20 protein-coding genes are annotated in these 22,479 nt (G+C 74.7%); 10 read left to right on the forward strand and 10 right to left on the reverse strand.

Annotation, left to right across the window (positions count from 1 at the left end):
• The first annotated feature begins 59 nt into the window (after positions 1–59).
• The 3 genes from JHAT_RS30250 (at position 60) to JHAT_RS30260 (ending at position 4,720) form a co-directional block, all read left to right on the forward strand.
• Positions 60–2,711 (forward strand): CocE/NonD family hydrolase, encoded by a 2,652-nt coding sequence (locus JHAT_RS30250; protein ID WP_171991129.1) that lies wholly within the window; start codon positions 60–62, stop codon positions 2,709–2,711.
• Entirely contained in the window at positions 2,708–3,571 is an 864-nt protein-coding gene (locus JHAT_RS30255) for an ABC transporter permease (RefSeq protein ID WP_077801470.1), read from the forward strand. Before JHAT_RS30250 ends, JHAT_RS30255 begins: the two co-directional genes overlap by 4 nt.
• Before the next feature lie 243 nt (positions 3,572–3,814).
• Positions 3,815–4,720: a chaplin gene (locus tag JHAT_RS30260; protein WP_253195659.1), complete on the forward strand. Its 906-nt coding sequence runs from the start codon at positions 3,815–3,817 to the stop codon at positions 4,718–4,720.
• 213 nt (positions 4,721–4,933) lie between these two features.
• Here the strand turns inward: JHAT_RS30260 and JHAT_RS30265 are convergent, their stop codons facing one another.
• Positions 4,934–6,199, reverse strand: coding sequence for an NAD(P)-binding domain-containing protein (locus tag JHAT_RS30265; RefSeq protein WP_077801493.1), 1,266 nt, complete (start codon positions 6,197–6,199; stop codon positions 4,934–4,936).
• A gap of 2 nt (positions 6,200–6,201) precedes the next feature.
• Positions 6,202–7,464 carry an ATP-grasp domain-containing protein gene (locus tag JHAT_RS30270; RefSeq protein WP_077801472.1) on the reverse strand — a complete coding sequence of 421 codons (1,263 nt, stop codon included), beginning with the start codon at positions 7,462–7,464 and terminating at the stop codon, positions 6,202–6,204.
• A gap of 179 nt (positions 7,465–7,643) precedes the next feature.
• Between JHAT_RS30270 and JHAT_RS30275 the strand changes: the two genes are divergently transcribed.
• On the forward strand, positions 7,644–8,912 hold the full coding sequence (locus JHAT_RS30275) for a glycoside hydrolase family 26 protein (protein WP_107482064.1): 1,269 nt from the start codon (positions 7,644–7,646) through the stop codon (positions 8,910–8,912).
• Positions 8,913–8,986: 74 nt separating this feature from the next.
• Here JHAT_RS30275 and JHAT_RS30280 read toward each other — a convergent pair whose 3' ends face one another.
• From JHAT_RS30280 to JHAT_RS30315, 8 genes are read right to left on the reverse strand one after another with little or no spacing between them, the layout of a single operon-like run.
• On the reverse strand, positions 8,987–9,643 hold the full coding sequence (locus JHAT_RS30280) for a lipopolysaccharide biosynthesis protein (protein ID WP_077801473.1): 657 nt from the start codon (positions 9,641–9,643) through the stop codon (positions 8,987–8,989).
• Positions 9,640–10,794, reverse strand: a complete 1,155-nt coding sequence (locus JHAT_RS30285) for a glycosyltransferase (RefSeq protein WP_077801475.1) — start codon at positions 10,792–10,794, stop codon at positions 9,640–9,642. Before JHAT_RS30285 ends, JHAT_RS30280 begins: the two co-directional genes overlap by 4 nt.
• A gap of 1 nt (position 10,795) precedes the next feature.
• A complete protein-coding gene (locus JHAT_RS30290) occupies positions 10,796–11,560 on the reverse strand; it encodes a polysaccharide deacetylase family protein (protein WP_107482065.1) in 765 nt (254 codons plus the stop codon).
• Positions 11,544–13,259, reverse strand: a complete 1,716-nt coding sequence (locus JHAT_RS30295) for a lipid II flippase MurJ (RefSeq protein WP_077801476.1) — start codon at positions 13,257–13,259, stop codon at positions 11,544–11,546. Before JHAT_RS30295 ends, JHAT_RS30290 begins: the two co-directional genes overlap by 17 nt.
• Positions 13,256–14,599 (reverse strand): O-antigen ligase, encoded by a 1,344-nt coding sequence (locus JHAT_RS30300; protein ID WP_077801477.1) that lies wholly within the window; start codon positions 14,597–14,599, stop codon positions 13,256–13,258. Before JHAT_RS30300 ends, JHAT_RS30295 begins: the two co-directional genes overlap by 4 nt.
• Before the next feature lie 5 nt (positions 14,600–14,604).
• Entirely contained in the window at positions 14,605–16,032 is a 1,428-nt protein-coding gene (locus JHAT_RS30305) for an exopolysaccharide biosynthesis polyprenyl glycosylphosphotransferase (RefSeq protein WP_077801478.1), read from the reverse strand.
• Positions 16,029–17,318, reverse strand: coding sequence for a glycosyltransferase family 4 protein (locus JHAT_RS30310; RefSeq protein WP_077801496.1), 1,290 nt, complete (start codon positions 17,316–17,318; stop codon positions 16,029–16,031). The genes JHAT_RS30305 and JHAT_RS30310 overlap by 4 nt, the downstream gene beginning before the upstream one ends.
• Positions 17,319–17,368: 50 nt before the next feature.
• Entirely contained in the window at positions 17,369–18,445 is a 1,077-nt protein-coding gene (locus JHAT_RS30315; RefSeq protein ID WP_077801479.1) for a DUF3344 domain-containing protein, read from the reverse strand.
• Between the two features lie 388 nt (positions 18,446–18,833).
• Here JHAT_RS30315 and JHAT_RS30320 point away from each other — a divergent pair, with 388 nt between their 5' ends.
• From JHAT_RS30320 to JHAT_RS30345, 6 genes are all read left to right on the forward strand, one after another.
• Positions 18,834–19,580, forward strand: a complete 747-nt coding sequence (locus JHAT_RS30320; protein WP_077801480.1) for a hypothetical protein — start codon at positions 18,834–18,836, stop codon at positions 19,578–19,580.
• Positions 19,581–19,738: 158 nt separating this feature from the next.
• Entirely contained in the window at positions 19,739–20,014 is a 276-nt protein-coding gene (locus JHAT_RS30325; protein WP_077801481.1) for a hypothetical protein, read from the forward strand.
• Positions 20,015–20,162: 148 nt separating this feature from the next.
• The gene (locus JHAT_RS30330) at positions 20,163–20,690 is read left to right on the forward strand and encodes a tyrosinase family oxidase copper chaperone (protein ID WP_077801482.1); all 528 of its coding nucleotides are present in this window, start codon (positions 20,163–20,165) and stop codon (positions 20,688–20,690) included.
• Entirely contained in the window at positions 20,674–21,540 is an 867-nt protein-coding gene (locus JHAT_RS30335; RefSeq protein WP_077801497.1) for a tyrosinase family protein, read from the forward strand. The genes JHAT_RS30330 and JHAT_RS30335 overlap by 17 nt, the downstream gene beginning before the upstream one ends.
• Before the next feature lie 222 nt (positions 21,541–21,762).
• Positions 21,763–22,041 carry a hypothetical protein gene (locus tag JHAT_RS30340; RefSeq protein ID WP_077801483.1) on the forward strand — a complete coding sequence of 93 codons (279 nt, stop codon included), beginning with the start codon at positions 21,763–21,765 and terminating at the stop codon, positions 22,039–22,041.
• A 176-nt stretch (positions 22,042–22,217) separates the two neighbouring features.
• Positions 22,218–22,469, forward strand: coding sequence for a hypothetical protein (locus JHAT_RS30345; protein ID WP_077801484.1), 252 nt, complete (start codon positions 22,218–22,220; stop codon positions 22,467–22,469).
• The last annotated feature ends 10 nt before the right edge of the window (positions 22,470–22,479 follow it).

Below are 22,479 nucleotides of genomic sequence, written 5' to 3' on the forward strand. Positions count from 1 at the left end.
GGCGGCGGTTCAGCCCCCGGAGGGCCCCCGGCGCCGGCGCCGGCCCGTACCGTTGACGCATGGATCTTCGACTGCCCCGCATACGGGGGCTGCTGCGACGGCCGCGCCGGGTGCTCTCCGCCGCGGCCGCCGTCGTCGTGCTCGCCGGCGCGGGGACGTGGACGGCGGTCGCCTCCGACGACCCGCCCCCGGTGCGGCGCACCGACCGGATCGTGTCCGTGGGCGACGGGGTGCGCCTGGACACCTCCTACTTCACGGCCGGTTCCGGCGGCCGCCGCCCCGCCGTCCTGCTCGCGCACGGCTTCGGCGGCAGCAAGGCCGACCTGCGGCGGCAGGCGGAGAGCCTCGCCCGGGACGGGTACGCGGTGCTGACCTGGTCGGCACGCGGCTTCGGCCGGTCCACGGGGAGGATCGGGCTCAACGACCCGGACGGCGAGGTCGCCGACGTCTCCCGGCTGATCGACTGGCTGGCGCGGCAGCCGCAGGTGCGGCTCGACGCGGCCGGGGACCCGCGCGTGGGCGTGGCCGGCGCCTCCTACGGCGGCGCGGTCGCGCTGCTCGCCGCCGGCCACGACGACCGCGTGGACGCCATCGCCCCCTCCCTCACCTACTGGAACCTCGCGGACGCGCTGTTCCCGAACGGCGTCTTCAAGAAGCTGTGGGCCGGCGTCTTCGTCAACAGCGGCGGCGGCTGCGACCGCTTCGAGGACACGCTGTGCCGGATGTACCAGCGGGTCGCCGAGTCCGGGGTGCCGGACCCCCAGGCCGTCCGGCTGCTGCGGGAACGCAGCCCGCAGGCCGTGGGCGACCGCATCGACGTCCCCACCCTGCTGACGCAGGGCCAGACCGACTCCCTCTTCCCGCTCGGCCAGGCCGACGCCGCGGCCCGGGCGATCCGGGCGAACGGCGCACCCGTCGACGTCGACTGGATCGCGGGCGGGCACGACGGCGGCGACCGGGAGACGGACCGCGTCCAGGCACGCGTGCGCTCCTGGTTCGACCGCTACCTGAAGGACGACGAGGGCACCGCCACCGGCCCCGCCTTCCGGGTCACCCGCACCGGCGGAGTGGACTCCACCGACGGACGGGCCCAGCTGCGGGGCGCGAGCGCGGACCGGTACCCGGGCCTGGGCGGCGGGCCCGTCGCCGTGCCCCTGGGCGGACGCGAACAGCGCTTCGCCAACCCGGCCGGCGCCAACCCGCCGGCCGTCTCCGCCCTCCCCGGCATCGGCGGCGCGGGCGGACTCGGCCGGCTGTCCGCCCTCGGCGTGGGCGTCTCCCTGGACTTCCCCGGCCAGTACGCCGCCTTCCAGTCGGCCCCGCTGACCGAGGACCTGCGCGTCACCGGCTCCCCGACGGCGACCGTCCACGTCCGCTCCACCTCCGACGACGCCGTCCTCTTCGCCAAGGTGTACGACGTCGGCCCCGGCGGCGCCGCCCCGGTGCTCCCCGCCCAGCTCGTCACGCCCGTCCGCGTCGAGGGCGCGAAGGCCGGCAGGGACGTCGCCCTCACCCTCCCGGCGATCGACCACGAGGTCGAGAAGGGCCACCGGCTGCGCCTGGTCCTCGCCTCCACCGACCTCGGCTACGCCTCCCCGGCCGCCCCGGCGACGTACACGGTCTCCCTCGAGGGCGACCTCACGGTGCCGACCGCTCCCGGCGTCACCACGGCCGCCGCCCCGCTGCCCGCCTGGGTGTGGTGGCTGCCGCTCGCGGGTCTCGCCGTCGCCGCGGCCCTGCTGCTGACCGGCCGCCGCCGCACCGCCACGCCCGCCCCGGACCCCGCGCTCGCCGAGGTCCCGCTCCAGATCACCGGCCTCACCAAGCGCTACGCCGGCGCGGCCGACCGGTACGCGGTGCGGGAGTTGTCCTTCCGCGTCGAGCAGGGCCAGGTCCTCGGCCTGCTCGGCCCCAACGGCGCCGGCAAGACCACCACCCTGCGCATGCTGATGGGCCTGATCACCCCGGACGAGGGCGAGATCCGCGTCTTCGGCCACGCGATCCGGCCCGGCGCCCCCGTACTGTCCCGGGTCGGCGCCTTCGTCGAGGGCGCCGGCTTCCTGCCGCACCTGTCCGGCCGGGAGAACCTGGAGCTGTACTGGCGGGCCACCGGCCGCCCGCCCGAGAACGCCCACCTGGACGAGGCCCTGGAGATCGCCGGCCTCGGCGACGCGCTGGCCCGCGCGGTGCGCACCTACTCGCAGGGCATGCGCCAGCGCCTCGCCATCGCCCAGGCCATGCTGGGCCTGCCCGACCTGCTCATCCTGGACGAGCCGACCAACGGCCTCGACCCGCCCCAGATCCGCGAGATGCGCGAGGTGATGATCCGGTACGCGGCCGCCGGGCGCACCGTCATCGTCTCCAGCCACCTGCTCGCCGAGGTCGAGCAGTCCTGCACCCACCTGGTGGTCATGGACCGCGGCCGCCTGGTCCAGGCCGGCCCGGTCACCGAGATCACCGGCTCCGGGGACACCCTCCTCGTCGGCACCGGCCTGCCCGTGGAGGAACCGGTCGTCGAGAAGATCGCCGCGCTGCCGGGCGTGGACTCGGTCGTGCCCACCGACGACGGGCTCCTGGTCCGCCTCGGCACCGACGGCACGGCCGCCCGGCTCGTGGCCGAACTCGTCCGGCTGGAGGTTCCGGTGGCCTCGGTCGGCCCGCACCGCCGCCTGGAGGACGCCTTCCTCACCCTGATCGGAGGTTCCGCGTGAGCACGCTCACCCAGCAGCCCGAGACCGCCCACGGCTACCGGCCGGGCCGCACCCTGCCCCTGCGGGTGGAGCTGGTGCGCCAGCTCAAGCGGCGCCGGACCCTGGCCATGGGCGCGGTCCTCGCCGTCCTGCCGTTCGTCCTCGTCGTCGCCTTCGCGGTCGGCGGCGAGCCGGACGGCCCCGGCGACCGCATCACCCTGATGGACACCGCCACCGCCTCCGGCGCCAACTTCGCGGCCGTCAACCTGTTCGTCTCCGCGGGCTTCCTGCTGGTCGTCCCCGTCGCCCTGTTCTGCGGGGACACCGTGGCCTCCGAGGCGAGCTGGTCCTCCCTGCGGTACCTGCTCGCCGCCCCGGTGCCGCGCGCCCGGCTGCTCGCCTCCAAGCTCGCCGTCGGACTGGGCCTCAGCCTGGCCGCGATGGTGCTGCTGCCGCTGGTCGCCCTCGCCGTGGGCACGGTCGCCTACGGCTGGGGTCCGCTGGCGATCCCGACGGGCGGCTCGCTCGCCCCGGGGACGGCCGCGCTGCGGCTCGTGGTGGTCGTGGCGTACGTCTTCGTGTCCCAGCTGGTCACCGCCGGACTGGCGTTCTGGCTGTCCACCAGGACCGACGCCCCGCTCGGCGCGGTCGGCGGCGCGGTGGGCCTCACCATCGTCGGCAACGTCCTGGACGCCGTGACCGCCCTCGGCCACTGGCGCGACTTCCTGCCCGCGCACTGGCAGTTCGCCTGGGCGGACGCCGTCCAGCCGCACCCCGAGTGGTCCGGCATGCTCCAGGGCACCGCGATCTCCGTGACGTACGCGCTCGTCCTGTTCGCCCTGGCCTTCCGGGGCTTCGCCCGCAAGGACGTGGTGTCCTGAGCGGCCGTGAGCCGCCGTCCTGTTCCGGGGTCTTTCCGCACGCCGTGCGGGCCAACCGGGTGAACCTGCGCAACCGATTCCCCCGTGTCGGGTTGATGAAGCGTAGGCATGCGACGCCACGAGAAAGGAACGCGCAGTGCCCGAGAAGGCAAGGGGCACCGAGGCCGTCGCCTGCTCCATCCGCGGTACACGGGCCTTTCCCGCAGGAATTCGCGCAGTACTTCAAGCAGGAAGATCACGACATTGCGACAGACCCTGAGCAGGGGAGTGTTCGCGGCGGCCGCCGCCACGGGCATTCTGTCCCTGTCCGGCACCCCGGCACTCGCTGACAGCATCGCGGTGGGAGCCACCGACGATGCTTCCGGTCTGCTGTCCGGGAACAACGTCCAGGCGCCCATCGACGTGCCGGTGAACGTGTGCGGCAACACCGTCGGCGTCCTCGCGGCGTTCAACGACGCGTACGGCAACGCGTGCGGCAACGACTCGCACGAGGACGGGTCCCGCTCCGCCGGCGCCGAGGCCGTGGGGCACACCGAGGACGCCTCCGGGATCGCGTCCGGGAACAACGTCCAGGCGCCGATCCACGTGCCGGTGAACGTGTGCGGCAACTCCGTCGACGTGCTCGCGGCGTTCAACGACGCGTACGGCAACGCGTGCGGCAACGACTCGCACGCGGACCGGTCGGCCACGTCCTCGTACGGCGACTCCACCAACGGCGCGCGGGCCGTGGGGCACACCGAGGACTCCTACGGTCTGCTGTCCGGGAACAACGTCCAGGCGCCGATCCACGTGCCGGTGAACGTGTGTGGCAACTCCGTCGACGTGCTCGGCGTCTTCAACGACGCGTACGGCAACGCGTGCGGCAACACGTACGGGTCCGAGCCCGGCTACGGCACCGAGGAGGAGCCCCCTCCGACCACCGCCACTCCCACCACTCCCGTCACCCCCACCACTCCCGACACCCCCGTGACTCCTCCCACGCGCACGGTCGAGGAGCCGCCGTCGGTCGGCGTCGAGGAGCCCGGCGAGACGCCCCAGATGGCCGAGACCGGAAGCGAGGGCATGCTGACGGCCTCGCTCGCGGGTGCCGCGCTGCTCGGGGGCGGGGCGATGCTGTACCGCCGCGGACGCGTCGCCGCCCGCCGCTGACCTTTTCCGGGTGCCGGACACGGCCCGTTCCGGCACCCGTTCCCCTCCCTGGCGACACGCCCTCGGACCGATCCGTTCCACCCCACCGGGTGGCCGGGCGGGCCGGGGGCGTGTCGCCGTGTCGTGCCGCGGTCGGCCGCCCCTGCCGGCGGCTCACGGACGGGCCGCCGGCCCGTCCCGCGGCGGCGGCCCGCAGCCGGTCGGCACTGTCGGTCAGTGGCCCACCGGCGACGGCGACGCGCTCCGGCCGGGCACTCCCGGAACGGGGACCGCCCCCCGGACCGGGGTCGACCCGAGCCGGCGGCGCACCCCCTGGACGAGGGTCCGCGCCGTGAACGTGGCGCCGTGGACGAACCGCATGGCCGGACCGAAACCGGAAGCCGTCACCAGACCCGCCAGGAACAGACCCGGGTGGGACGACTCGAACTCCCGGCCCGTCGCCGGGGAGCCGTCGCGCAGCACCGCCAGCGAGCCGCACAGGTCGGGGGCGAGCATCCCCATCCGCTCGCAGCGCGGCTTGAACCCGGTGGCGGCGATGACGTGCTCGGTCTCCAGGGTGCGCACGGCGCCCTCGCGGTTCACCGTGTCCAGCCGTACGCCGCCCGGCACCGCGCAGGCCGCGGTGACCTCGTGGCCCGGCATCAGCTCCACTGCGCGCTCCACCCGCTCCCGCACCCACCACGCGCCCGCCGGGCCCAGTGCCGTGGCCGCGATCCGGGTCCGGGTCGACTCCGGCAGCCGCCGGAAGACACCGGGGCGCTCGGAGTAGAACCAGTTCCGCCAGCCGGGGCCGAGACCGCTGTGCGGCGAACGGACCGTCTGCGTCCAGGGGCGCTCCCAGGGCGGCGGCACGTCGTTCCACCGCACGCGCTCCGCCCGCGCCAGCACCCGTACCCGGGTGCCCTGTTCGGCGAGCAGCGCCGCGGTCTCCAGCGCCGCCTGGCCGCCGCCGATCACCGTCACGTCCTTGCCGCGGAACGGGGCGAGGTCGCTGTGGTGGCTGCTGTGCGTCACCAGCGCCGGGTGCAGGCCGCGCAGTGCGGGCGGCACCTCGATGAACGGCATCACCCCCACCGCCATCGCCACCGTCCGCGCGTGCAGCACCTCCCCGTCCTCGGTGACCGCCGTGAAACCGCCGGGAGCCGCCGCCACCCGCGCCACCATGCGCTCGTCGACCTCCGGCACGGCGTGACGCGCGAACCACAGGCCGTACGACGCGAACTCCTCCACCGGGATCGGCTGCGCGTGGCGTGCCGTCAGCCCCCTCTCCGCGCAGTACGCGTCCAGGCGCCAGCGTCCCCGCGGATCGGAGAGGTTGGACGCCCAGGGCTCCGACTTCAGGAACATGCCGCCGGGCATGTGGTCCCGCCAGGACGCCATGGGCCGGCCGAGCACGCGCAGGTTCAGCCCGGCGGCCGCGGCGTGCGACGCGACCGACAGACCGTACGGACCCGCGCCCACCACCAGGAGGTCGTACATCATCACTTGCTCGCTTTCTCGTTGTCGGTCAGGGAGGACGAGGCCGCCCTGGGGATCAGGTGTGACACCGGTGACGTCCGCGCCGGCACCGCCCCGTACAGCCGCTCCCGCAGCCGGCCGGAGACGTGACGGCCCCACAGGGACCACATCGCCCGTCCGGGACCGGGGTCGTCCGGGGCGTGCCAGGCCAGTTCGCGGCCGTCCGGGGCCGGGCGCAGCGCGGTCAGCGGGGCGTAGTTCTCCACCACGAAGGCCCGCCCGGTCAGCGGAGTCCCCTCCGGTACCGGACGTCCCGTCAGGTCGAGGTGCAGGGCGCGCACGACGTCCACTCCCGCGCTGTCCGCGAAGAGCCGGAACTGGGCTCCGGGGCGGGGGTTGAAGTCGAGCAGGTGGTAGCGGCCCGTCGTGCCGCAGCGGCGGAAGTCGAGGTCGAAGACGCCCCGGTAGCCCAGCTCGCGGACGAGCCGCTCGGCCTGCTCCCGCACCTCGGCGTTGGGCGTCCAGCGGCCCACCGCGGTCAGGCCCGCCCCCCGCGGCCAGGCGAGTTGCTTGCGGCCCGGTCCGCCCGCGCGCACGGTGCCCGAGCCGTCGACGTAGCCGTGGAAGAACCAGTCCCGGTCGGTCCCCGGCGGCAGGTAGGCCTGGAGCAGCAGCGGGCTGCCCGCCCGCGCGGTGCGCAGGTACAGCTCCCGTGCCTGCTGCGCGGACCGCACCAGCAGCGTGCTGCGCAGCCCGCTGTCCGCCGGCAGCAGCCAGGGGCGGCTCCACTTCGCCACCACCGGGACCCCGAGCCGCCGCACGGCGTCGGCGGCCTCCGCCGGGCTGTCCGGGACCAGCGTCACCGGGTGCGGAACGTCCGCGGCGGCGCACACGGCGGCCAGCTCGCCCTTGTCGGCGACGCGTTCGGCCAGCGCTCCCGGCATCGCGGGCAGCAGGTAGGAGGGGGAGAGGGCGTTGCGCATGCGGGTCACGGCGATCGCGCTCGCGTCGTCCATCGGCACCAGGACGGCGGGGGACGCGAGGTCACCGGCCACCCGGCGCAGCACGGCGAGGACGTCGTCCGCGGACGCCCCCGGAAGCGGCGGGGGATGCATCCGCCGCACGTACCGGGACTTCGGGACGGGACTCCCGGTCGAGTCGGCGACGACGTGCACCTCCACCCCCGCCCTGCCGAGCGAACGCACGGCGCCCAGCGTTCCGTGGTGAAACGGGTTCCGGTCGATCCGCAGCAGTACCGCGGGGACGCGGGTGTCGAGCAACGACATGAAATCTCTCTTTCTTCTGGGTCTGTTCACCCGCACGGGCGAGTGCGGCACTCGAAAGCCCCAAGGCGGTGGCGCCCCGGAATGTCCTGTGTCTGAATCCGTATGACTGGTCGTCAATACCGGGAGCGGCGGAGGCGGGCAGGGGCAGAGGTCGGACGAGGGCGAAGAAAGGGGCAGGCATGGCTCCACAGCACGAGCGGATCCGGTTCGGCAGGCTGGCCGTGGGCGCGGCGGTGATGGCCGCGTCGGCCGCCCTGGCGTCCGGACCCGCGGCGGGGGTGGGAACGGTGCGGGTCACCGATCCCACCGCTCCGTCGTCGGCCCCGGCCGTGCCCGCCGGTTCGCGCCCGGTCGTCCCCGAGCCGTCGACGACACCGCCGGCGGCCACCCCGGCACCGGGTCCGGAGGTTCCCGCCTTCGGCGCCTTCCTCGCCTCCGACGCCCGGGGTGTGGCCCGCATGGCGCAGCTCAGCCACTGGCTCGGCGGTGCGGAGCTCCGCGTCGGGCACACCTACCTGCCCGGCAACAGCTGGGGGGACATCGAGGGGAACATCGGCTTCCTCGAGTCGTGGGCGCGCTGGCGCAACGCGAAGGACGACCGGATGCTCGTCCTGAACGTGCCCCTCCAGGAACGCAACGAGGAGGGCGTCCCCGACGACGAGGTCCGCCGCCTCCTGCGGCGGGGCGCGGCCGGGGAGTTCGACCACCACTTCCGTGCCCTGGCCGAACGGCTGGTCCGGCTGGGGGTGCCGGACACGGTCCTGGTGCTCGGCTGGGAGATGAACGGCACGACGTACACCCACCGCTGCGGACCGGACCCCGAGTCCTGGAAGAAGTACTGGAACAGGATCGTCACCACCATGCGCGCGGTGCCGGGCCAGAAGTTCCGGTTCGACTTCACCCCGAGCCGCGGCCGGGACGCCGTCGCGTGGACCGAGTGCTACCCGGGCGACGACACGGTCGACGTCATCGGCATGGACTCCTACGACCAGCCGGCCGGGATGTCCTTCGACCAGCAGGTGAAGGAGCCCTACGGGCTCCAGGCGCACGTGGATTTCGCGAAGGCGCACGGCAAACCCGTCTCCTACCCCGAGTGGGGGCTCTTCCGCAACGGCGACAATCCCGCGTACATGCGGCGCATGCTCGAGTGGATCGCCGAGCACAAGCCGCTGTACAACACGCTGACCGACTACTGCCCGCACGGTGTGTGGCAGTGCGGGGCCAACCCGGACGCCTCCCGCGTCTACCGGTCCGTCGTCTCCCGCCTCGCCGACGTGCCGACGCCCACCGTTCCCCCCGCCCCCACACCCACCACGCCCGCACCGGCCGAACCCACCGCACCGCGGCCCCCGCAGGGATGCTCGCCGCTGGACCTGGGCAGTTGGGCGGAGTACTGGCTGGGAGGCAAGCTCTGCCTCCGCTTCGAGTGGTGGACGCCCGACGACTAGTGCCCTCGTCGTCCCGGCCGGTGGCGGCCGGGACGTACCGGGGTCCGTCGCCACCGCCGGGCACCGCACCGCCGTCACCGCTGTCCGTGCACGTCGGCGGCCGTGGCCGGTCCGGGCACCGAGGGGACGGGGGCGGGGGCGTCGTCCCGGCGGGGGCGCCTCGGCCGCGCCAGCAGGACCAGGCCGCCCAGCAGCCCGCCCGCGCTCGCGCCCACCGCCGTGGTCACCGCCGTCGACGCGGACGTCGGGCCGCTCGGCCGCACCGCACGGGAGAACTGCACGAGCCGGACCTGGGTGCTGTCCTTGGTGTGCTCCGCGTGCTGCGTCAGGGCGCGGGAGACCGCGTTGGCCATGTCGACGGCGAGACCGGGCCGCGAGGCGGTGGCCGAGACGGCGACCATCGGCGCGTCGGGCGAGGTCGCCGCGCGCACCTTCTCCTGCAGCGTGCGCACCGGTACGCCCGCCCACACCTGGGCGTCCCCGAGCACCGCCAGCTGGGTGGCCACACGGCCGTACGCCTGCGCGAAACCGCGGGCGGCCTCCGGGGTGGACTTCGCCGTCGGTACGGCGACGACGTAGCTGGTGGCCGTGTAGGTGTCCGGGGTGAGGAGGCCGTAGCCACCGCCGAACAGGCCGCCGGCGAGGACGCCCGCCGCGAGCACGGACCAGGACGGCAGCTTCTTGACACGAGCCGCGGACGGAAGACGCCGGTGGGCCGGGGTGTCGGTCATGACGGGCTTGCTCCGAGGGGTGAGGGGGACGACGGCGAACGGGAGACCGCTGCCGCGTACACGTCGACGAGGCGGGCTGTGCTGCGGGTGATGGAGTAGCGGTGCGCGGCGTCCGGGACCGGGCGGCGCCCGGCGCCCGCCGCGCGCACCTCGGCGATCGCGCGGGCGTACGCGTCGGGGCCGCCGCGCACCCGCCGGGCGTCGGCGGCGGCCGACGGCGGCAGGTCCTCGATCGCCGGGCAGGAGGCGTAGAGCACGGGCAGACCCGACGCCAGCGCCTCCACCGCCGCCAGACCGAAGGCCTCGTCCGGCGACGGGGACGCGAACAGGTCCATCGCGCAGGTGAGCGAGGGCAGGTCGAGGCCCGCGGAGCCGTCGGGCAGGTAGGGGCGCTCGCCGGTGAACAGCACACGCCCGGACACGCCGGCCTCGCGGGCCCTGCGGCGCAGGACGTGGTCCTCGGGGCCGCCGCCCACCAGCAGCAGCCAGTGGTCCTCCGGCAGCAGGGTGAGCGCGTCGACCAGGACGTCGAACCGCTTGCCCCGGGTGAGCCGGCCGACACCGCCGACGACGAACGCCTCCTCGGGCAGGCCGAGACGCCGGCGGGCCTGTGCCCGCCGTCCGGCGTCGAAGCGGAAGCGGTCCAGCTCGATGCCGTTCGGGACGACCTCGATGCGGGGGGCCGGCACACCCCAGTGCGTCAGACGGCGGGCCACCGCCGAGGAGACGGCGACCGTCGTCGAGCCGAGCCGCTCGCTGGCCAGGTACAGCGCGCGCACCCCGGCGGTGAGGCTGCGGCCCTCCATCTGCGAGTCGCCCAGGGAGTGCTCGGTGGCGACGACGGCACGGACCCCGGCGACGCGCGCGGCGAGCCGGCCGTAGACGCAGGCCCGGTACAGGTGGGTGTGGACCAGGTCGTAGCCGCCGGCGCGGATCAGCCGGACCAGCCGGGGCAGGGCGGTCAGGTCCCGGTTGCCGGCCATGCCCAGGTGCACGACGCGGACCCCGTCGGCGGTCAGACCGTCGGCGACCGGGCCGGGGTTGGTGAGCGTGACGACGTCGCACTCGAGGGGCAGGTGGCGCAGCAGCAGCCGTAGTTGCTGCTCGGCCCCGCCGACGCCGAGGCCGGTGATGATGTGCAGGGCCCTCATCTCACAGGCCTTCCACGGGACGCCGGCGCAGCCGGTGCAGCCGGTGCTTGAGGTACAGCCGCCAGGCCGTGTCGTTCTGGCCGACGTGGACGCGGGGCAGGGCGTGCGGGCCGGTCAGCGGTCCGGGGTCGATGGCGCAGGCGTACGCGTACCCGGCGTCGCGCACGGCCGCGACGGCGCGGGCGTCGACGGTGCCGTACGGGTAGCAGAACCCGGCGGGCGGGACGCCGGTCACCTCCGTCAGGCGCTCGCGGCTCTCGACGACCTCGGCCTTGAGGGCGAGGTCGTCCGCCCGGGTGAGGTCGACGTGGGTCAGTCCGTGCGAGCCGATCTCCACGCCCTCCGCGGCCGCCTGCCGGATGCCGTCGGCGGTCAGCAGCGGCTTGCGCGGGCCGAGCGGGTCCCAGGCGTTGTCGCCGCCGAGCCGCCCGGGCAGCACGAAGAGGGTGGCGCCGCAGTTCCACCGGCGCAGCACCGGCAGGGCGGCGGTGACGAAGTCGGCGTACCCGTCGTCGAAGGTGAGCCCGACCAGGTCCCGCCCCCCGCCCCGGGCACGGGCGGCGAGCAGGTCGGCGACGGACACGCCCCGCAGCCCCCGGCGGCGCAACCAGGCCAGCTGCCCGCCGAGTCGCTCGGGAGTGACCGTGATGCGGTACGGGTCGTCCGAGCAGTCGCCCACCGAGTGGTACATCGCCACCCAGGGCAGCGGGCCCGGGCGCGGGGCGGCGGATCCGGCGGACCGGACGGAATCAACGGAAGCGGCCATGGGTGAGCCTTCGTGTGACGGTGCGTACGGAACGCACGGCGGATGTGGAACCCCAGGCCCCCGAGGCCCGGGCGAGCGGGACGAAGACGACGGTCACGGTCAGGCAGCCGGCCGCGAGGCCCCCCACCGGGGACGCGAACCGGCTCGCGGCGAACGCCCCGGCGACGGTGGCGGCGACCGCCGCGAGCACGGGCCCGCCCAGCTGGGCCAGGACCCGCCGGACGCGGAGCGTGACACCGGGCGGTCCGCCGGGCCGGCCCGCGCGCAGCCCGGCGAGCAGCAGGGCGGCCGTGACGGTGATGCCGACGGCGTTGGCGGCGGCGATCCCCGCCACGCCCCAGGGGCGCACCGTCACGGCGCCGATCAGGGACGTCACGCCGATGCCCGCGGCCATCACGCCGACGGGGTACCAGCGGGGCCGGCCCGTCGAGAAGTAGGAGCGGATCAGGGCGCCCACCAGGGTCTGGCCCAGCAGCCCGAGGGCGTACACGCGCATGACGTCCGCCGTCGCCACGGTGTCGCCCGCGGTGAAGGCGCCCCGCTGGAAGAGCAGACCGATCATCTGCGGGGCGCAGGCGATCACCGCGCTCATGCCCATCAGCACCACGCAGGAGGCCAGGACGAGGTCCCGCTGCACCCGGCTGCGGGCACGTCCGGTGTCGCCGTCCGCGAGGGCCCGCGCCACCACGGGGAAGGTGACCGTGACCACCATCAGCGACAGCGTCATCGGGATCTGGGCCACCTTCTGCGCGTAGTTCAGGTGCGAGATGGCCCCGGCCGGAAGGGAGGAGGCGAGGAAGCGTTCGACGAGCACCTGCGACTGGCGGCACAGGGCGAACAGGAGCACGGCGGCGACCAGGGCGAAACGCATCGGCCGCTCCTCGGCCTCCGCCCCGGCCGCGGGCGCGCGGGACCCCGGGGTGCGCGCCGTCAGCTCCCGCCACAGCGACGGCAGCTGCACCGCCACCATCAGGCAGCCGCCCGCCGCGACGCCGGCCGCCGCGGAACGCACCCCCCACCGGCCGCCGAACAGGAACATCGCGGCGATGATGCCGGTGTTGTAGGCGACGTAGATCGCCGCGGGCGCGAGGAAGCGCCGGTGCGCCCGCAGCGCGGCGCTGCAGTACCCGGCGAGCCCGAAGGCCAGCAGGCTGATCGCCGTGAGCCGGGTGCAGTCGACGGCGAGAGCGGGGTCGGGCAGGCCGGGCGCCAGGACCCGGACCAGCACGGGAGCCGCGGCGGCGACCAGCGCGGCCACCGCGGCGAGGGCCAGGCACAGCCGGGGCAGGGTCGCGGCGACCAGCGCCCGGACCGGGTCGCCCGCGGCGCCCCGGGCGCTGCGGGCCAGCGCCAGGCTGAACGCCGGGATCAGCACCAGGGCCAGCCCGTCCTCGATCAGCAGCGTGGCGGCCAGCTCCGGCACGGTCCACGCGACCAGGAAGGCGTCCGTGTCGCTGTCGGCGCCGAACAGCCGGGCCAGCGACTGGTCGCGCACCAGGCCGAGCAGCGAGCCGGCGATGGACAGCGACGCCGTGACGAGCGTCGCCCGGGCGAGGAACTTCCGGGAGACCGAGGCCTGGTCGGAGCCGGCCGGTACCGGGCCGGCCGCACGCGCCGCGGGCACGGGCGCCGCCCCGTCGGTCTCGGGCGCCGCCCCGTCGGTCTCGGGCCCGGGGACCCGCGAGGGCACCACCGTCATCGGGCCACCGCCCCCTCGACGCGGTCCCGTACCCCGCCGTGCGGCAGGACGTCCCGCCGCGCGCCGTCGGCCAGCGCCCACCACGCCGCGAGCCCCAGGGCCAGGGCGGTCACCAGGGTCGAGGGGCCGCCGATGTCCCCGTACAGGAAGTCGGTCAGCACCCAGACCAGCAGCCCGCAGGCCACCAGCGCGCAGTCCAGCCCCGGCCCCCGGCGGCGCACGCGCAGCAGCCCGCGCACCCCGCACACCAGCAGTGCCAGCCAGCTCCCGGCGAGGGCGAGCAGCCCGATCAGGCCCTGTTCGCTCAGGACCAGCAGGTACATGTTGTGCGGCGACAGCAGCGCCTGCCGGTGGTACTCCGCCCCGGCGCCCTCGACGTCGCTGCCCGACGACAGGGCCAGCGTGGCGTGCCCGTCGCGGTACTCGGGGAAGTTCTTCAGGCCCACGCCGGTCAGCGGGTGGTCGCGCCACATGCCGGCCGCCGACGACCACAGGGCGTACCGGTCGACGACGGACTGGTCGGGGGCGTCGGTGACCTGCGCGATGCTGTCGATCCGTTCCTGCAGCTGTGCGGTGCCGACGCCGAACCCGCCCACCAGGACCACCCCCGCGGCGGCCAGGGCGGCGGCCACCGTCAGGGTCCGGCGCAGACCGGTCAGCGCCAGCTGCAGGGTGCAGGTGAGGGCGGTCGCGATCCAGGCGCCCCGGCTGAAGGACACCGCGAGCGGGGCGACCAGCGCCAGCGCGCAGCCCGTGGCGGTCGCCCGCTGCCACACCGGCGCCCGGCCCAGCGCGATCCCGGCGGCGCACACCAGGCCGAGGGAGACCACGGACGCCATGCCCATCACGTCCTGGGCGCCGAAGGTGCCGACCGCCCGGATGTCCTCGCCCTGGTAGGAGGCACCGGTCCGGGTGACGTACTGGTGGACGCCGACGGCGCCCTCGCACAGGGCGAGGCCCACGAACGACCAGGCCAGCACCCGGAAGTCGGAGCGGCCCCGCAGCAGCGACAGCACCGCCGCCGGGACCAGCACGAAGATCTGCAGGTAGCGGCCCATGCCGGCCAGCCCCGTCTCGGGCGAGGACGCCCCCAGCGCGGCGAGCGCGACCCCCACGACCGGCAGGCCCAGCACCAGGGCCGCGGCGGGCGACAGCGGGCGCCGTCCCTCCCGCAGCAGACGGATCACGCAGTACCCCACCACCAGCCCCGAGGCCACGTCGGCGGGCCCCGCGCCGTGCCCGGCCGGAGGCAGCGCCAGCAGGGCGAGCACCGCCACCAGGGGCAGGACCGGTGCGAGCGCGGCGGCCCGGCGCGGCAGGGGTGCGAGAGCGTGGCTCACGTCGGTCAGCTCCCCGTCGGGCGTACCAGCGTGGCCGCGGTGCGCAGCAGGATGCAGACGTCCCGCCACAGCGACCAGTCGTCGATGTAGGCGTTGTCGAACCGGCAGCGGTCCTCGATCGAGGTGTCGCCGCGCAGCCCGTGGATCTGGGCGAGGCCGGTGATGCCGGTCCGCATGCGGTGGCGGGCCGCGTAACCGGGGTGGGCCCCGCTGAACTGCGCGACGAAGTAGGCCCGTTCGGGGCGCGGTCCGACCAGGCTCATGTCGCCGCGCAGCACGTTCCACAGCTGGAGCAGCTCGTCGAGCGAGGTGCGCCGCAGCAGTCGGCAGAAGCGGCTCATCTCGTTCACGTCGGCCACGCTCCACCGGGTCGCCGACTCGTGCTCGTTCACCGGACGGTGGGTACGGAACTTCAGCAGCGTGAACGGCTTCCCGTCCCTGCCGATCCGCTCCTGCCGGAACACCACGCCCGGGCCGTCGCTCAGGCGCAGGACCGTCGCGCACACCAGCAGCAGCGGGCTGACCAGCAGCAGCAGCGTGCTCGACACGAGGATGTCGAGCAGCCGCTTGCCCACGCCGTCGCGGCGCACCGGGGACGGGTCGAGCCGCCGGCAGGCGAACCCGGCCAGCCGCTGCCCCGCGGTGTACGACGGGGAGTCGGCGTCGAGCTCCCAGACCGCGCAGCCCGCCCCGGCCAGCGTGCGCAGCAGCGGCGCCTGTTCGGCGCGGACCGAGGGATGGACGGTCAGCACCGCGCGCACCCCGTTCTGGATGACCGCCCGCTCGACCTCCTCGCCGGTCCGCAGCACCGGGATTCCCCCGGTGCCCTCCGGCTGCTCGGCGACCACTCCCACCGGCCGCACCCCGCACCGCGGGTGGCGCAGCAGGGCCGCGGCCACGCGTTGCGCGGTCGCCGGCGGGCCCACGACGAGCGCGGCGTGCGGGTGGCGCAGCAGTGCGGCGCGCCGCCGCCCGTGCACGACCGCGCGCAGTACGCAGCACGCCCCCGCCTGCAGGACCACGCCCGTCAGCACGGTGCCGACGGACAGCGCGTGCTCCGGCCGGTACGCCGCCCACAGCGCCGCGGGCCCCAGCCAGGCCACGGCGGTGCGGCCGCACACCGCGGGCAGCTCCTCCAGCAGGCCCGGCACCGGCGGCCGGCCGTCGCGGGCGCGCAGCAGCAGGGACGTGACGATCAGCAGGGTGATCAGCAGCGGCTGGCGCTGGGTGCCGGCGAGCGCCAGCGTGCCCAGCACGGCGGCGCCTCCGTCCGCGAGCAGCAGCGGCAGCGGCGAGGCCGAAGGCGCCGGAGACCGGGAGGCGGAGATCCGCACACCGGTCGCGGTGCCGGGCGGCGGCATGACAGAGACGGGGGAGAGGCCGTGGTCCCGCGGCGTGACACCGGGGGAGGACACGGTACGTTCGGCGGTCACGAGTGGAGGGACTCCCTGTGCTCGGTGGACTCGACGTCCTGTGTTGTCGGGTCCGCCTCGCAGCCCCGGCCCGTGCCGAGCGGTCGGCCCCGCTCGGCGCCGTGGGTGGTGGTGCGCCCGGTCGCTCCGAACGGGCGCGCACCGGGTGAGGCGGGCCATGGACCGAGGAGGTCGCGGTAGACGTCCGCGACCGCCTCGGTGGTGTGTCGTACGTCGTGGAGGGACAGCACGTGCCGGCGGCCCCGGAGGCCGAGGGACGCGCGCAGCGGCGCGTCGAGCAGCAGTGCCGTGATGGCCGCGGCCAGCTCACCCGGGTTCTCCGGCGGGACCACGCACCGGGCGGTGAGGGCGGGCGGCAGGCTCTCGCGGGCGCCGTCGACGTCCGTGACCAGCACCGGCACCCCGCAGGCCATCGCCTCCAGCGGGGCCAGCGCCATGCCCTCCCAGCGGGACGGCAGGACGGCGAGATCGGCGGCCTGGTACCAGACGGAGGTGTCGGTGACGGCACCGCAGAACAGCACGGAGCCGGGGGCGTCCCGGCGCAGCCGGTCGCGGTCCGGTCCGTCGCCGACCAGGACGAGGCGGGCGTCGGGCACCTCGCGCACGACGGCGTCCCACGCCCGCAGCAGGACGTCCTGCCCCTTCTGCGGGCACAGCCGTCCCACGCAGACCACGAGCGGCGCCCCCGGGCGCACACCGGCGAGCGGTGCGAGATCCGCCCGCACGGTGCCGGTCGCGGCCGGGCGGTAGCGCTCGGGATCGACGCCGTTGGGGACGACCGCCCACCTGCCGGTGATCCCGGCCCGGACGCCGGTCGCGCGCTCGGCCTCGCTCACGCACAGCGTGCGCGTGGCCCAACGCGCCCCCCACCGCTCCCACCGCAGCGCGAGGGCCGCGGTGCTCCCGCCGACCGCCTCGAACGACCAGGCGTGCGGCTGGAAGACCGTCGGGATCCGCCCGCGCACCGCGAGCCGGCCGGCGAGCCCGGCCTTCGCGCTGTGCGCGTGCACCAGGTCGGGACGTACGTCGTCGATCACCCGCGCGAGGTCCCGCACCTCCCGCAGGAGCGAAGGGCCCGGAGACCGCGCCGCCCGCCAGTGCCGGACGTGCGCGCCCGCCGCCCGCAGTCGGGCGGCGAGCACGCTGTCGGGGCAGGCCGCGGTGACCTCCAGGCCGTCCGCCGACTGGGCCCGGACCAGGTCCGTCACGACACGGGCGACCCCGCCGTCCACCGGTTGGGTGACGTGCAGGACCCGCGGCGGACGGCCGCGGGTCGACGGGGCCACGGGCACGGTCTCCTCGCTGGTGAAGGCGCTCGGGACGGGTGGCGGTGTGCTCACCGCCGGGCGTCGACGGCGGCGAAGAGCACGCCGGCCCACGCGTCGTCGCGCTCGGAGGCGAGCCGGACGGTCGCCTGGTCACCGGCGCGCGGCATGCCGCCCGGGACGTCGAAGACGTCCGAGTCGTAGCCGAGGGTGTTGCCGTACGCCGGTACCCGGGCCGGGGAAGCCGCGGCGGGCCCGCCGATGGTGGAGTTCAGGACGTCGCCGCGCGGGTCGGCGGGACCGCTGAGCGGCGTGGAACCGGATCCGGCGGTCAGGGTGAGCGAGTCGCCGGTGGTGCCGCGGTCGCCGTTGTACGCGACCATGCCCACCCGGCCTCCGGCCCCGGCGGCGAATTCCATGCCTTGCAGCCGGAGTTCGGCCGCACGGGACCGCAGCGGGGTGAAGCCGTCCCAGAGCGAGAGGTGCCGCAGCGGTTCCGCCGGGTCCTCGTACGCCACCACCAGCGTCCAGCCGCCCCACGCGCCGGCCGCGGAACCGCCGGCGGCGACGTTGACCTGCGCCACCGTGTACAGGCCCGGCGCGCTGTCCCGCACCAGGGCGGTCACGTCCGCCGAGGCCTGGAAGGCGTCCGCGCTGTCGGTCACGCGGTGCCCGACGACCGTGTCCGCGAGGACCTCCTTGTACTCCCCGCCGGGTTCGGCGATCAGCACGCGACCGTTGTCCGCCGTCGGCTTCTGCTCGCCCACGCGCAGGTTGCCGCCCCAGTACAGGCGCGCGTACGTCACCCGGGCGCCCGCGGGCAGGCGGACCTCGGCGCGGGAGGAGTTGTAGGTGTTGGGGTCGCGGTCGACGTCGACGTAGAACATGTCGAAGTCCCCGTTCACCCCGGAGCCGCCGGCCTGCGTGCCGGAGCACGAGGGCGCCTGGACGCGGCAGGTGATGGAGGTGTTGGCGGCGCGCACGATGCCGCCGTGCTGGAGTGCGGCGTACCGCTGGGCGAACGTGAGGCTGTCCGCCTCGGGGGCGGGCGGCGCGGCCGCCGCGTAGCCGCCGGAGGTCCACATCGAGGCGAGGGCGAGCACGCCCACCGTCGCATGGCGGAGCAACTGGCCCGGGGAATGGCGCATGACCGTCGGTGCCCTTTCGGAACGGGGGGCCAGGCGGCGGCACGAGGTGCGGTACGTCCGCCTGGAGGGGTGCGTCAGCGTTTCGCAACTCTAGTCACCAAGCGGACGAATTCACCGAAATTCGGGGCATAGTGCGATCTGTGTTGGAAACGTGAAGGAGTTGCCGACCCGGTGGAGCGGGCCGGAAGCCGGTCCGCGCCCGCCGCGGGCGGCCGCCCGCGGACCACCGGACGGGGACGGCGGCGCGACGGCCCGGCACAGTGCCTCATCAGGGACGACTCGGCAACAGGGTGAACGGCGGGACCTGGACGGCGCATCACCGGTTGCGGGCCGTCATGGGCGCGCCGACGGTGGGCTGCAAGCTCCGACCTCCGTCGAAAGGACCCCCATGCGTGCCCTGCCCGCACGGCCCATCGCACTCGGCGCCCTGTGCGCCGCCCTCCTGGCCGGGATCACCGGCCCCGTCGCCATGGCGGCCGACCACGACCCCGGGCACACCCGCGCGGTGTCGCACGACACGCCGTCCCCCACCGCGCAGACGCTCCTCGAAGAGGTCGGCAGCCTCAACGCCCGTGGCGCCGGGCTCGACCCCGTGGCCGACCTGCTGACGGCCGTGGCCGAGTCGGACGACCGCGCCCTCCCCCCGGCGGAGGCCGAGAAGCTCGGTGAGGCGGCCAGGGCCGCCCTGGAGGACACGGCAGCGAAGGCCGCGAAGGCCGCGGCGGCCAAGGCCGCCACCCAGGACCCGGCGGCAAGCCTGCTGGTGCCCACCAGCGGCGCCGACCTCGTCGGCGACGCGCTGGACGCCGTGCAGAAGGCCGTCGACGACTTGCTGAGCTCGCTCCTCGCCGACGACACCGCGGACACCGCGGACACCGCGGACACCGCGGACACCGCGAACGCCACGGACACCGCGCCCGCCGCGAACCCGACGACACCCTCGCTCGACCAGCTGCTGGCCGAGGTGGGCAAGCTCGTCGACGCGCTCACCGTCGGCGACCCGCAGGCGACGACCCTGCCCGCCCCGGCGACGCCGTCCAGCACGTCGCCGTCGATGGTGGTGCTGCCGTCGCTGCAGTACGTCACGCTCCCCGCGCTCACGCCCCCGGCACCGGTGGCGCCGCCGGCTCCCTGAGCCCCGGGACGCTCCCGCCCCGGGAACCGGTCCTTCAGGGTTCTCATATGAGGACTCGCGAATCTCCGGTATCCCCGATTCCGCTCAGCCTCGGACTCGTTGGACACGGCGACAGACACCTCCCTCCGGCGACCCGCGTTGCCGAAGAAAGGAACACGATGAAGTCCCTGAAGGCCGCCGCCGTCGTTGTCGGGTCCCTGATCGCCTCCGGCGCCGCCGCCCCCGCGTTCGCCGCCGAGCCGATGCCCCACAGCATCCACCAGGACACGTTCACCCCGATCGGGAGCGTGCGCGTCCTCGACACGCCCCTGAACCACCCGGTGGACCTGCTCGACGCCGAGAACGCCGACTCGCCGCTCTACAAGGCGCAGCACGCCAGGGTCGCGCTGGCGAACACCGAGTCGCTGCAGCGCGGCCTGCCGCTGCAGGGCTGAGCACACGTCTGAAGAGAAGGGCGGCCCCCGGACTCGACCGGGGCCGCCCTTTCCCGTGCGGGTTTCACCGATCCGGCTGCGCGGTGGTGACCGGGCGGGTCGTCCGACGGTTACGGCTGCCGGCAACCGATCGGACGAGGAGTGGACCATGGTCTTCAGCACCGGCGGCGTTCCCGAGGACACCGAGGACGCGGCACCCGGACCGGCGGGAACGGCGGGAACGGTGAGAACGGCGGGAGCGGTGAGAACACGGAGGGACCTGGCGCACGGTCTGCGCGTGACGGCACTCGCCGCCGCGCTGGCCGGGGTGGTCGCCGCCGCCCCACCGTCCCGCACCCGCACCCGGCCCGCGCCCGGGAGGCCCCCGGGCGGCACCGACTTCTCCCAGACCTACCGCGGCCGTCGCATCCGCGGTGTGTGGACACCCGAGCGAGGCTCGGCCGGGAGGGGCCGGTGGCACGTCACCGTGGACGGACGCCCCCTCCATCTGATGCGACGCGCCGACGGCACCTGGCTGAGCACGGTCGACCACTACTGCTCCTACCCGACACCCCTCGACGCCGCCCGCGCCGCCGTCGACGAGCTCGGCCCCGGCGAACGACTGCGCGCCGCGGCCGCGACGGAACCGGGTGAAGAGCACCCGCACCGGGGAGGTCGCCATGGCGTACGTGCGTAAGGACGCCGGGACGCTCACCAGGACGGAGAAGAGCCGGTTCGTCAAGGCGCTGCTCGAACTCAAACGGCGTGGCGAGTACGACGAGTTCGTGCGCATGCACCTGGCGTACTTCTCCCCCGACGGCGAGAGTGGACTGCGTGCCGCGCACATGGCGCCGTCCTTCCTGCCCTGGCACCGCCGCCTGCTGCTGGACCTGGAAGAGGCCCTGCGACGCGTGGACTCCTCGGTGACCATCCCCTACTGGGACTGGACACGCGATCGCACGGCCACCTCCGCACCGTGGACGGCCGACTTCCTCGGCGGCAACGGCCGTCCCTCCGACCGGCAGGTGACCACCGGCCCGTTCGCCCACCGGACGGGCGACTGGACCCTCAGGGAGGGCGTGACCGACACGGAGTTCCTCACCCGGGACCTCGGCCGCAGTCGCGACCCGATCGGCCTACCCACGAAGAACGACCTGGAGTGGGCACTGAGGGACGCCGTGTACGACGTGTCTCCCTGGGACTCGACGGTCACGCGGGGCTTCCGCAACAAGCTGGAGGGCTGGGGCACCGGCCGGGGCAGCGCCTCCTGGCGCAACCACAACAGGGTGCACCGCTGGGTCGGCGGCACCATGCTCGGCGCCGCCTCCGTCAACGACCCCGTCTTCTGGCTGCACCACGCCTTCGTCGACCTGCAGTGGTACCGCTGGCAGCGCCGGCACCGCGGGGCCCGCTACCTCCCGGCGACACCGCCGGGCTCCGGCGAGGCGCAGCACGGCCGGATCGTCGCCCGGCACCAGAAGCTGCCGCCCTGGGACGTGACACCGGACGAGCTCGAGGACGTCGGCCGGATCTACCGGTACGCGTGACAGGCGTGGTGCGGGAGGGAGCCGGGGGGCTGGCGTGTACCGCTGCGACACGCCAAGCGATCTGCCCGGTTCCTGTGTAACCGCCCATCACTGGGGGCTTTCACGAGAAATTCACGTAGATCAGCGCTTCATTCGCCAAAAGCCCGGAACGTCCTCTAAGGTAAGCACTAACAGTGACCGGTCAAACACGGACCGTGTCGCTCTCAGAGAAACGGAGAGGTAATGCGCAAGATCCAGAAGGCTGCCGTTGTCGTCGCGATGCTCGGCAGCGTCGGTGCTCTCGGTGCCGGGACCGCGGTGGCCGGCGAGGGTGCGAGCTTCGACGTCAAGGGTGGCGGCTGCTCGGTGTCGGGCGACTCGAACCAGCTCATCGGCAACGTCGGTGTCCTGAACAGCGTCCTGTCCAACATCCTGACCTTCGGCAACGACGGCGACCAGGGCGAGCAGAACAACGAGCTGGGCCACAAGGTCGACTGCTCCACCCGCGGCTTCACGGGCTGACGCCTGCCTGACGCGTATGGAAAGGTCCCGGGACGGAAGTCCCGGGGCCTCTCCCTGACATTTTTCTCTCTGACCCGAGCGTTGATCTCGTGACATCTATCCAAGGGCACACGGGCAGTGGCCGCATGGTTCGAGACGCACAGCGCCTGGGGGGACTACCGCAAAGGACAAAGCGGATGCAGAAGTTCAAGAAGATCGCAGTGATGGCGGGAGTCCTGGGGGGCTCCGTGCTGATGGGGCTCGGCACCGCCCAGGCTCACAACGTCGACATCCCCGTCTGTGACGAGACGGCCAGCGACGGCCACTGCGGGCAGAAGCGCGAGTACAAGTACACGACCGACGACGGCAAGGTGCACGTCGTGGTCTCGCGCGAAGGCTGTGCGATCAAGGGCAACAGCGTTGTGGACTGCTCCATTCACCACCCCTGATTCGACTGAG

The organism is Streptomyces sp. JHA26 (assembly GCF_002005565.1).
In the GTDB taxonomy this organism is placed as follows: domain Bacteria; phylum Actinomycetota; class Actinomycetes; order Streptomycetales; family Streptomycetaceae; genus Streptomyces.

Excerpts from the sequence above, each read along its gene's own strand:
- JHAT_RS30250 (WP_171991129.1), top strand. The coding sequence starts at position 60 with ATGGATCTTCGACTGCCCCGCATACGGGGGCTGCTGCGACGGCCGCGC.
- JHAT_RS30265 (WP_077801493.1), bottom strand. The coding sequence starts at position 6,199 with ATGTACGACCTCCTGGTGGTGGGCGCGGGTCCGTACGGTCTGTCGGTC.
- JHAT_RS30270 (WP_077801472.1), bottom strand. The coding sequence starts at position 7,464 with ATGTCGTTGCTCGACACCCGCGTCCCCGCGGTACTGCTGCGGATCGAC.
- JHAT_RS30275 (WP_107482064.1), top strand. The coding sequence starts at position 7,644 with ATGGCTCCACAGCACGAGCGGATCCGGTTCGGCAGGCTGGCCGTGGGC.
- JHAT_RS30280 (WP_077801473.1), bottom strand. The coding sequence starts at position 9,643 with ATGACCGACACCCCGGCCCACCGGCGTCTTCCGTCCGCGGCTCGTGTC.
- JHAT_RS30285 (WP_077801475.1), bottom strand. The coding sequence starts at position 10,794 with ATGAGGGCCCTGCACATCATCACCGGCCTCGGCGTCGGCGGGGCCGAG.
- JHAT_RS30290 (WP_107482065.1), bottom strand. The coding sequence starts at position 11,560 with ATGGCCGCTTCCGTTGATTCCGTCCGGTCCGCCGGATCCGCCGCCCCG.
- JHAT_RS30295 (WP_077801476.1), bottom strand. The coding sequence starts at position 13,259 with ATGACGGTGGTGCCCTCGCGGGTCCCCGGGCCCGAGACCGACGGGGCG.
- JHAT_RS30315 (WP_077801479.1), bottom strand. The coding sequence starts at position 18,445 with ATGCGCCATTCCCCGGGCCAGTTGCTCCGCCATGCGACGGTGGGCGTG.
- JHAT_RS30320 (WP_077801480.1), top strand. The coding sequence starts at position 18,834 with ATGCGTGCCCTGCCCGCACGGCCCATCGCACTCGGCGCCCTGTGCGCC.
- JHAT_RS30325 (WP_077801481.1), top strand. The coding sequence starts at position 19,739 with ATGAAGTCCCTGAAGGCCGCCGCCGTCGTTGTCGGGTCCCTGATCGCC.
- JHAT_RS30330 (WP_077801482.1), top strand. The coding sequence starts at position 20,163 with ATGGTCTTCAGCACCGGCGGCGTTCCCGAGGACACCGAGGACGCGGCA.
- JHAT_RS30335 (WP_077801497.1), top strand. The coding sequence starts at position 20,674 with ATGGCGTACGTGCGTAAGGACGCCGGGACGCTCACCAGGACGGAGAAG.
- JHAT_RS30340 (WP_077801483.1), top strand. The coding sequence starts at position 21,763 with ATGCGCAAGATCCAGAAGGCTGCCGTTGTCGTCGCGATGCTCGGCAGC.
- JHAT_RS30345 (WP_077801484.1), top strand. The coding sequence starts at position 22,218 with ATGCAGAAGTTCAAGAAGATCGCAGTGATGGCGGGAGTCCTGGGGGGC.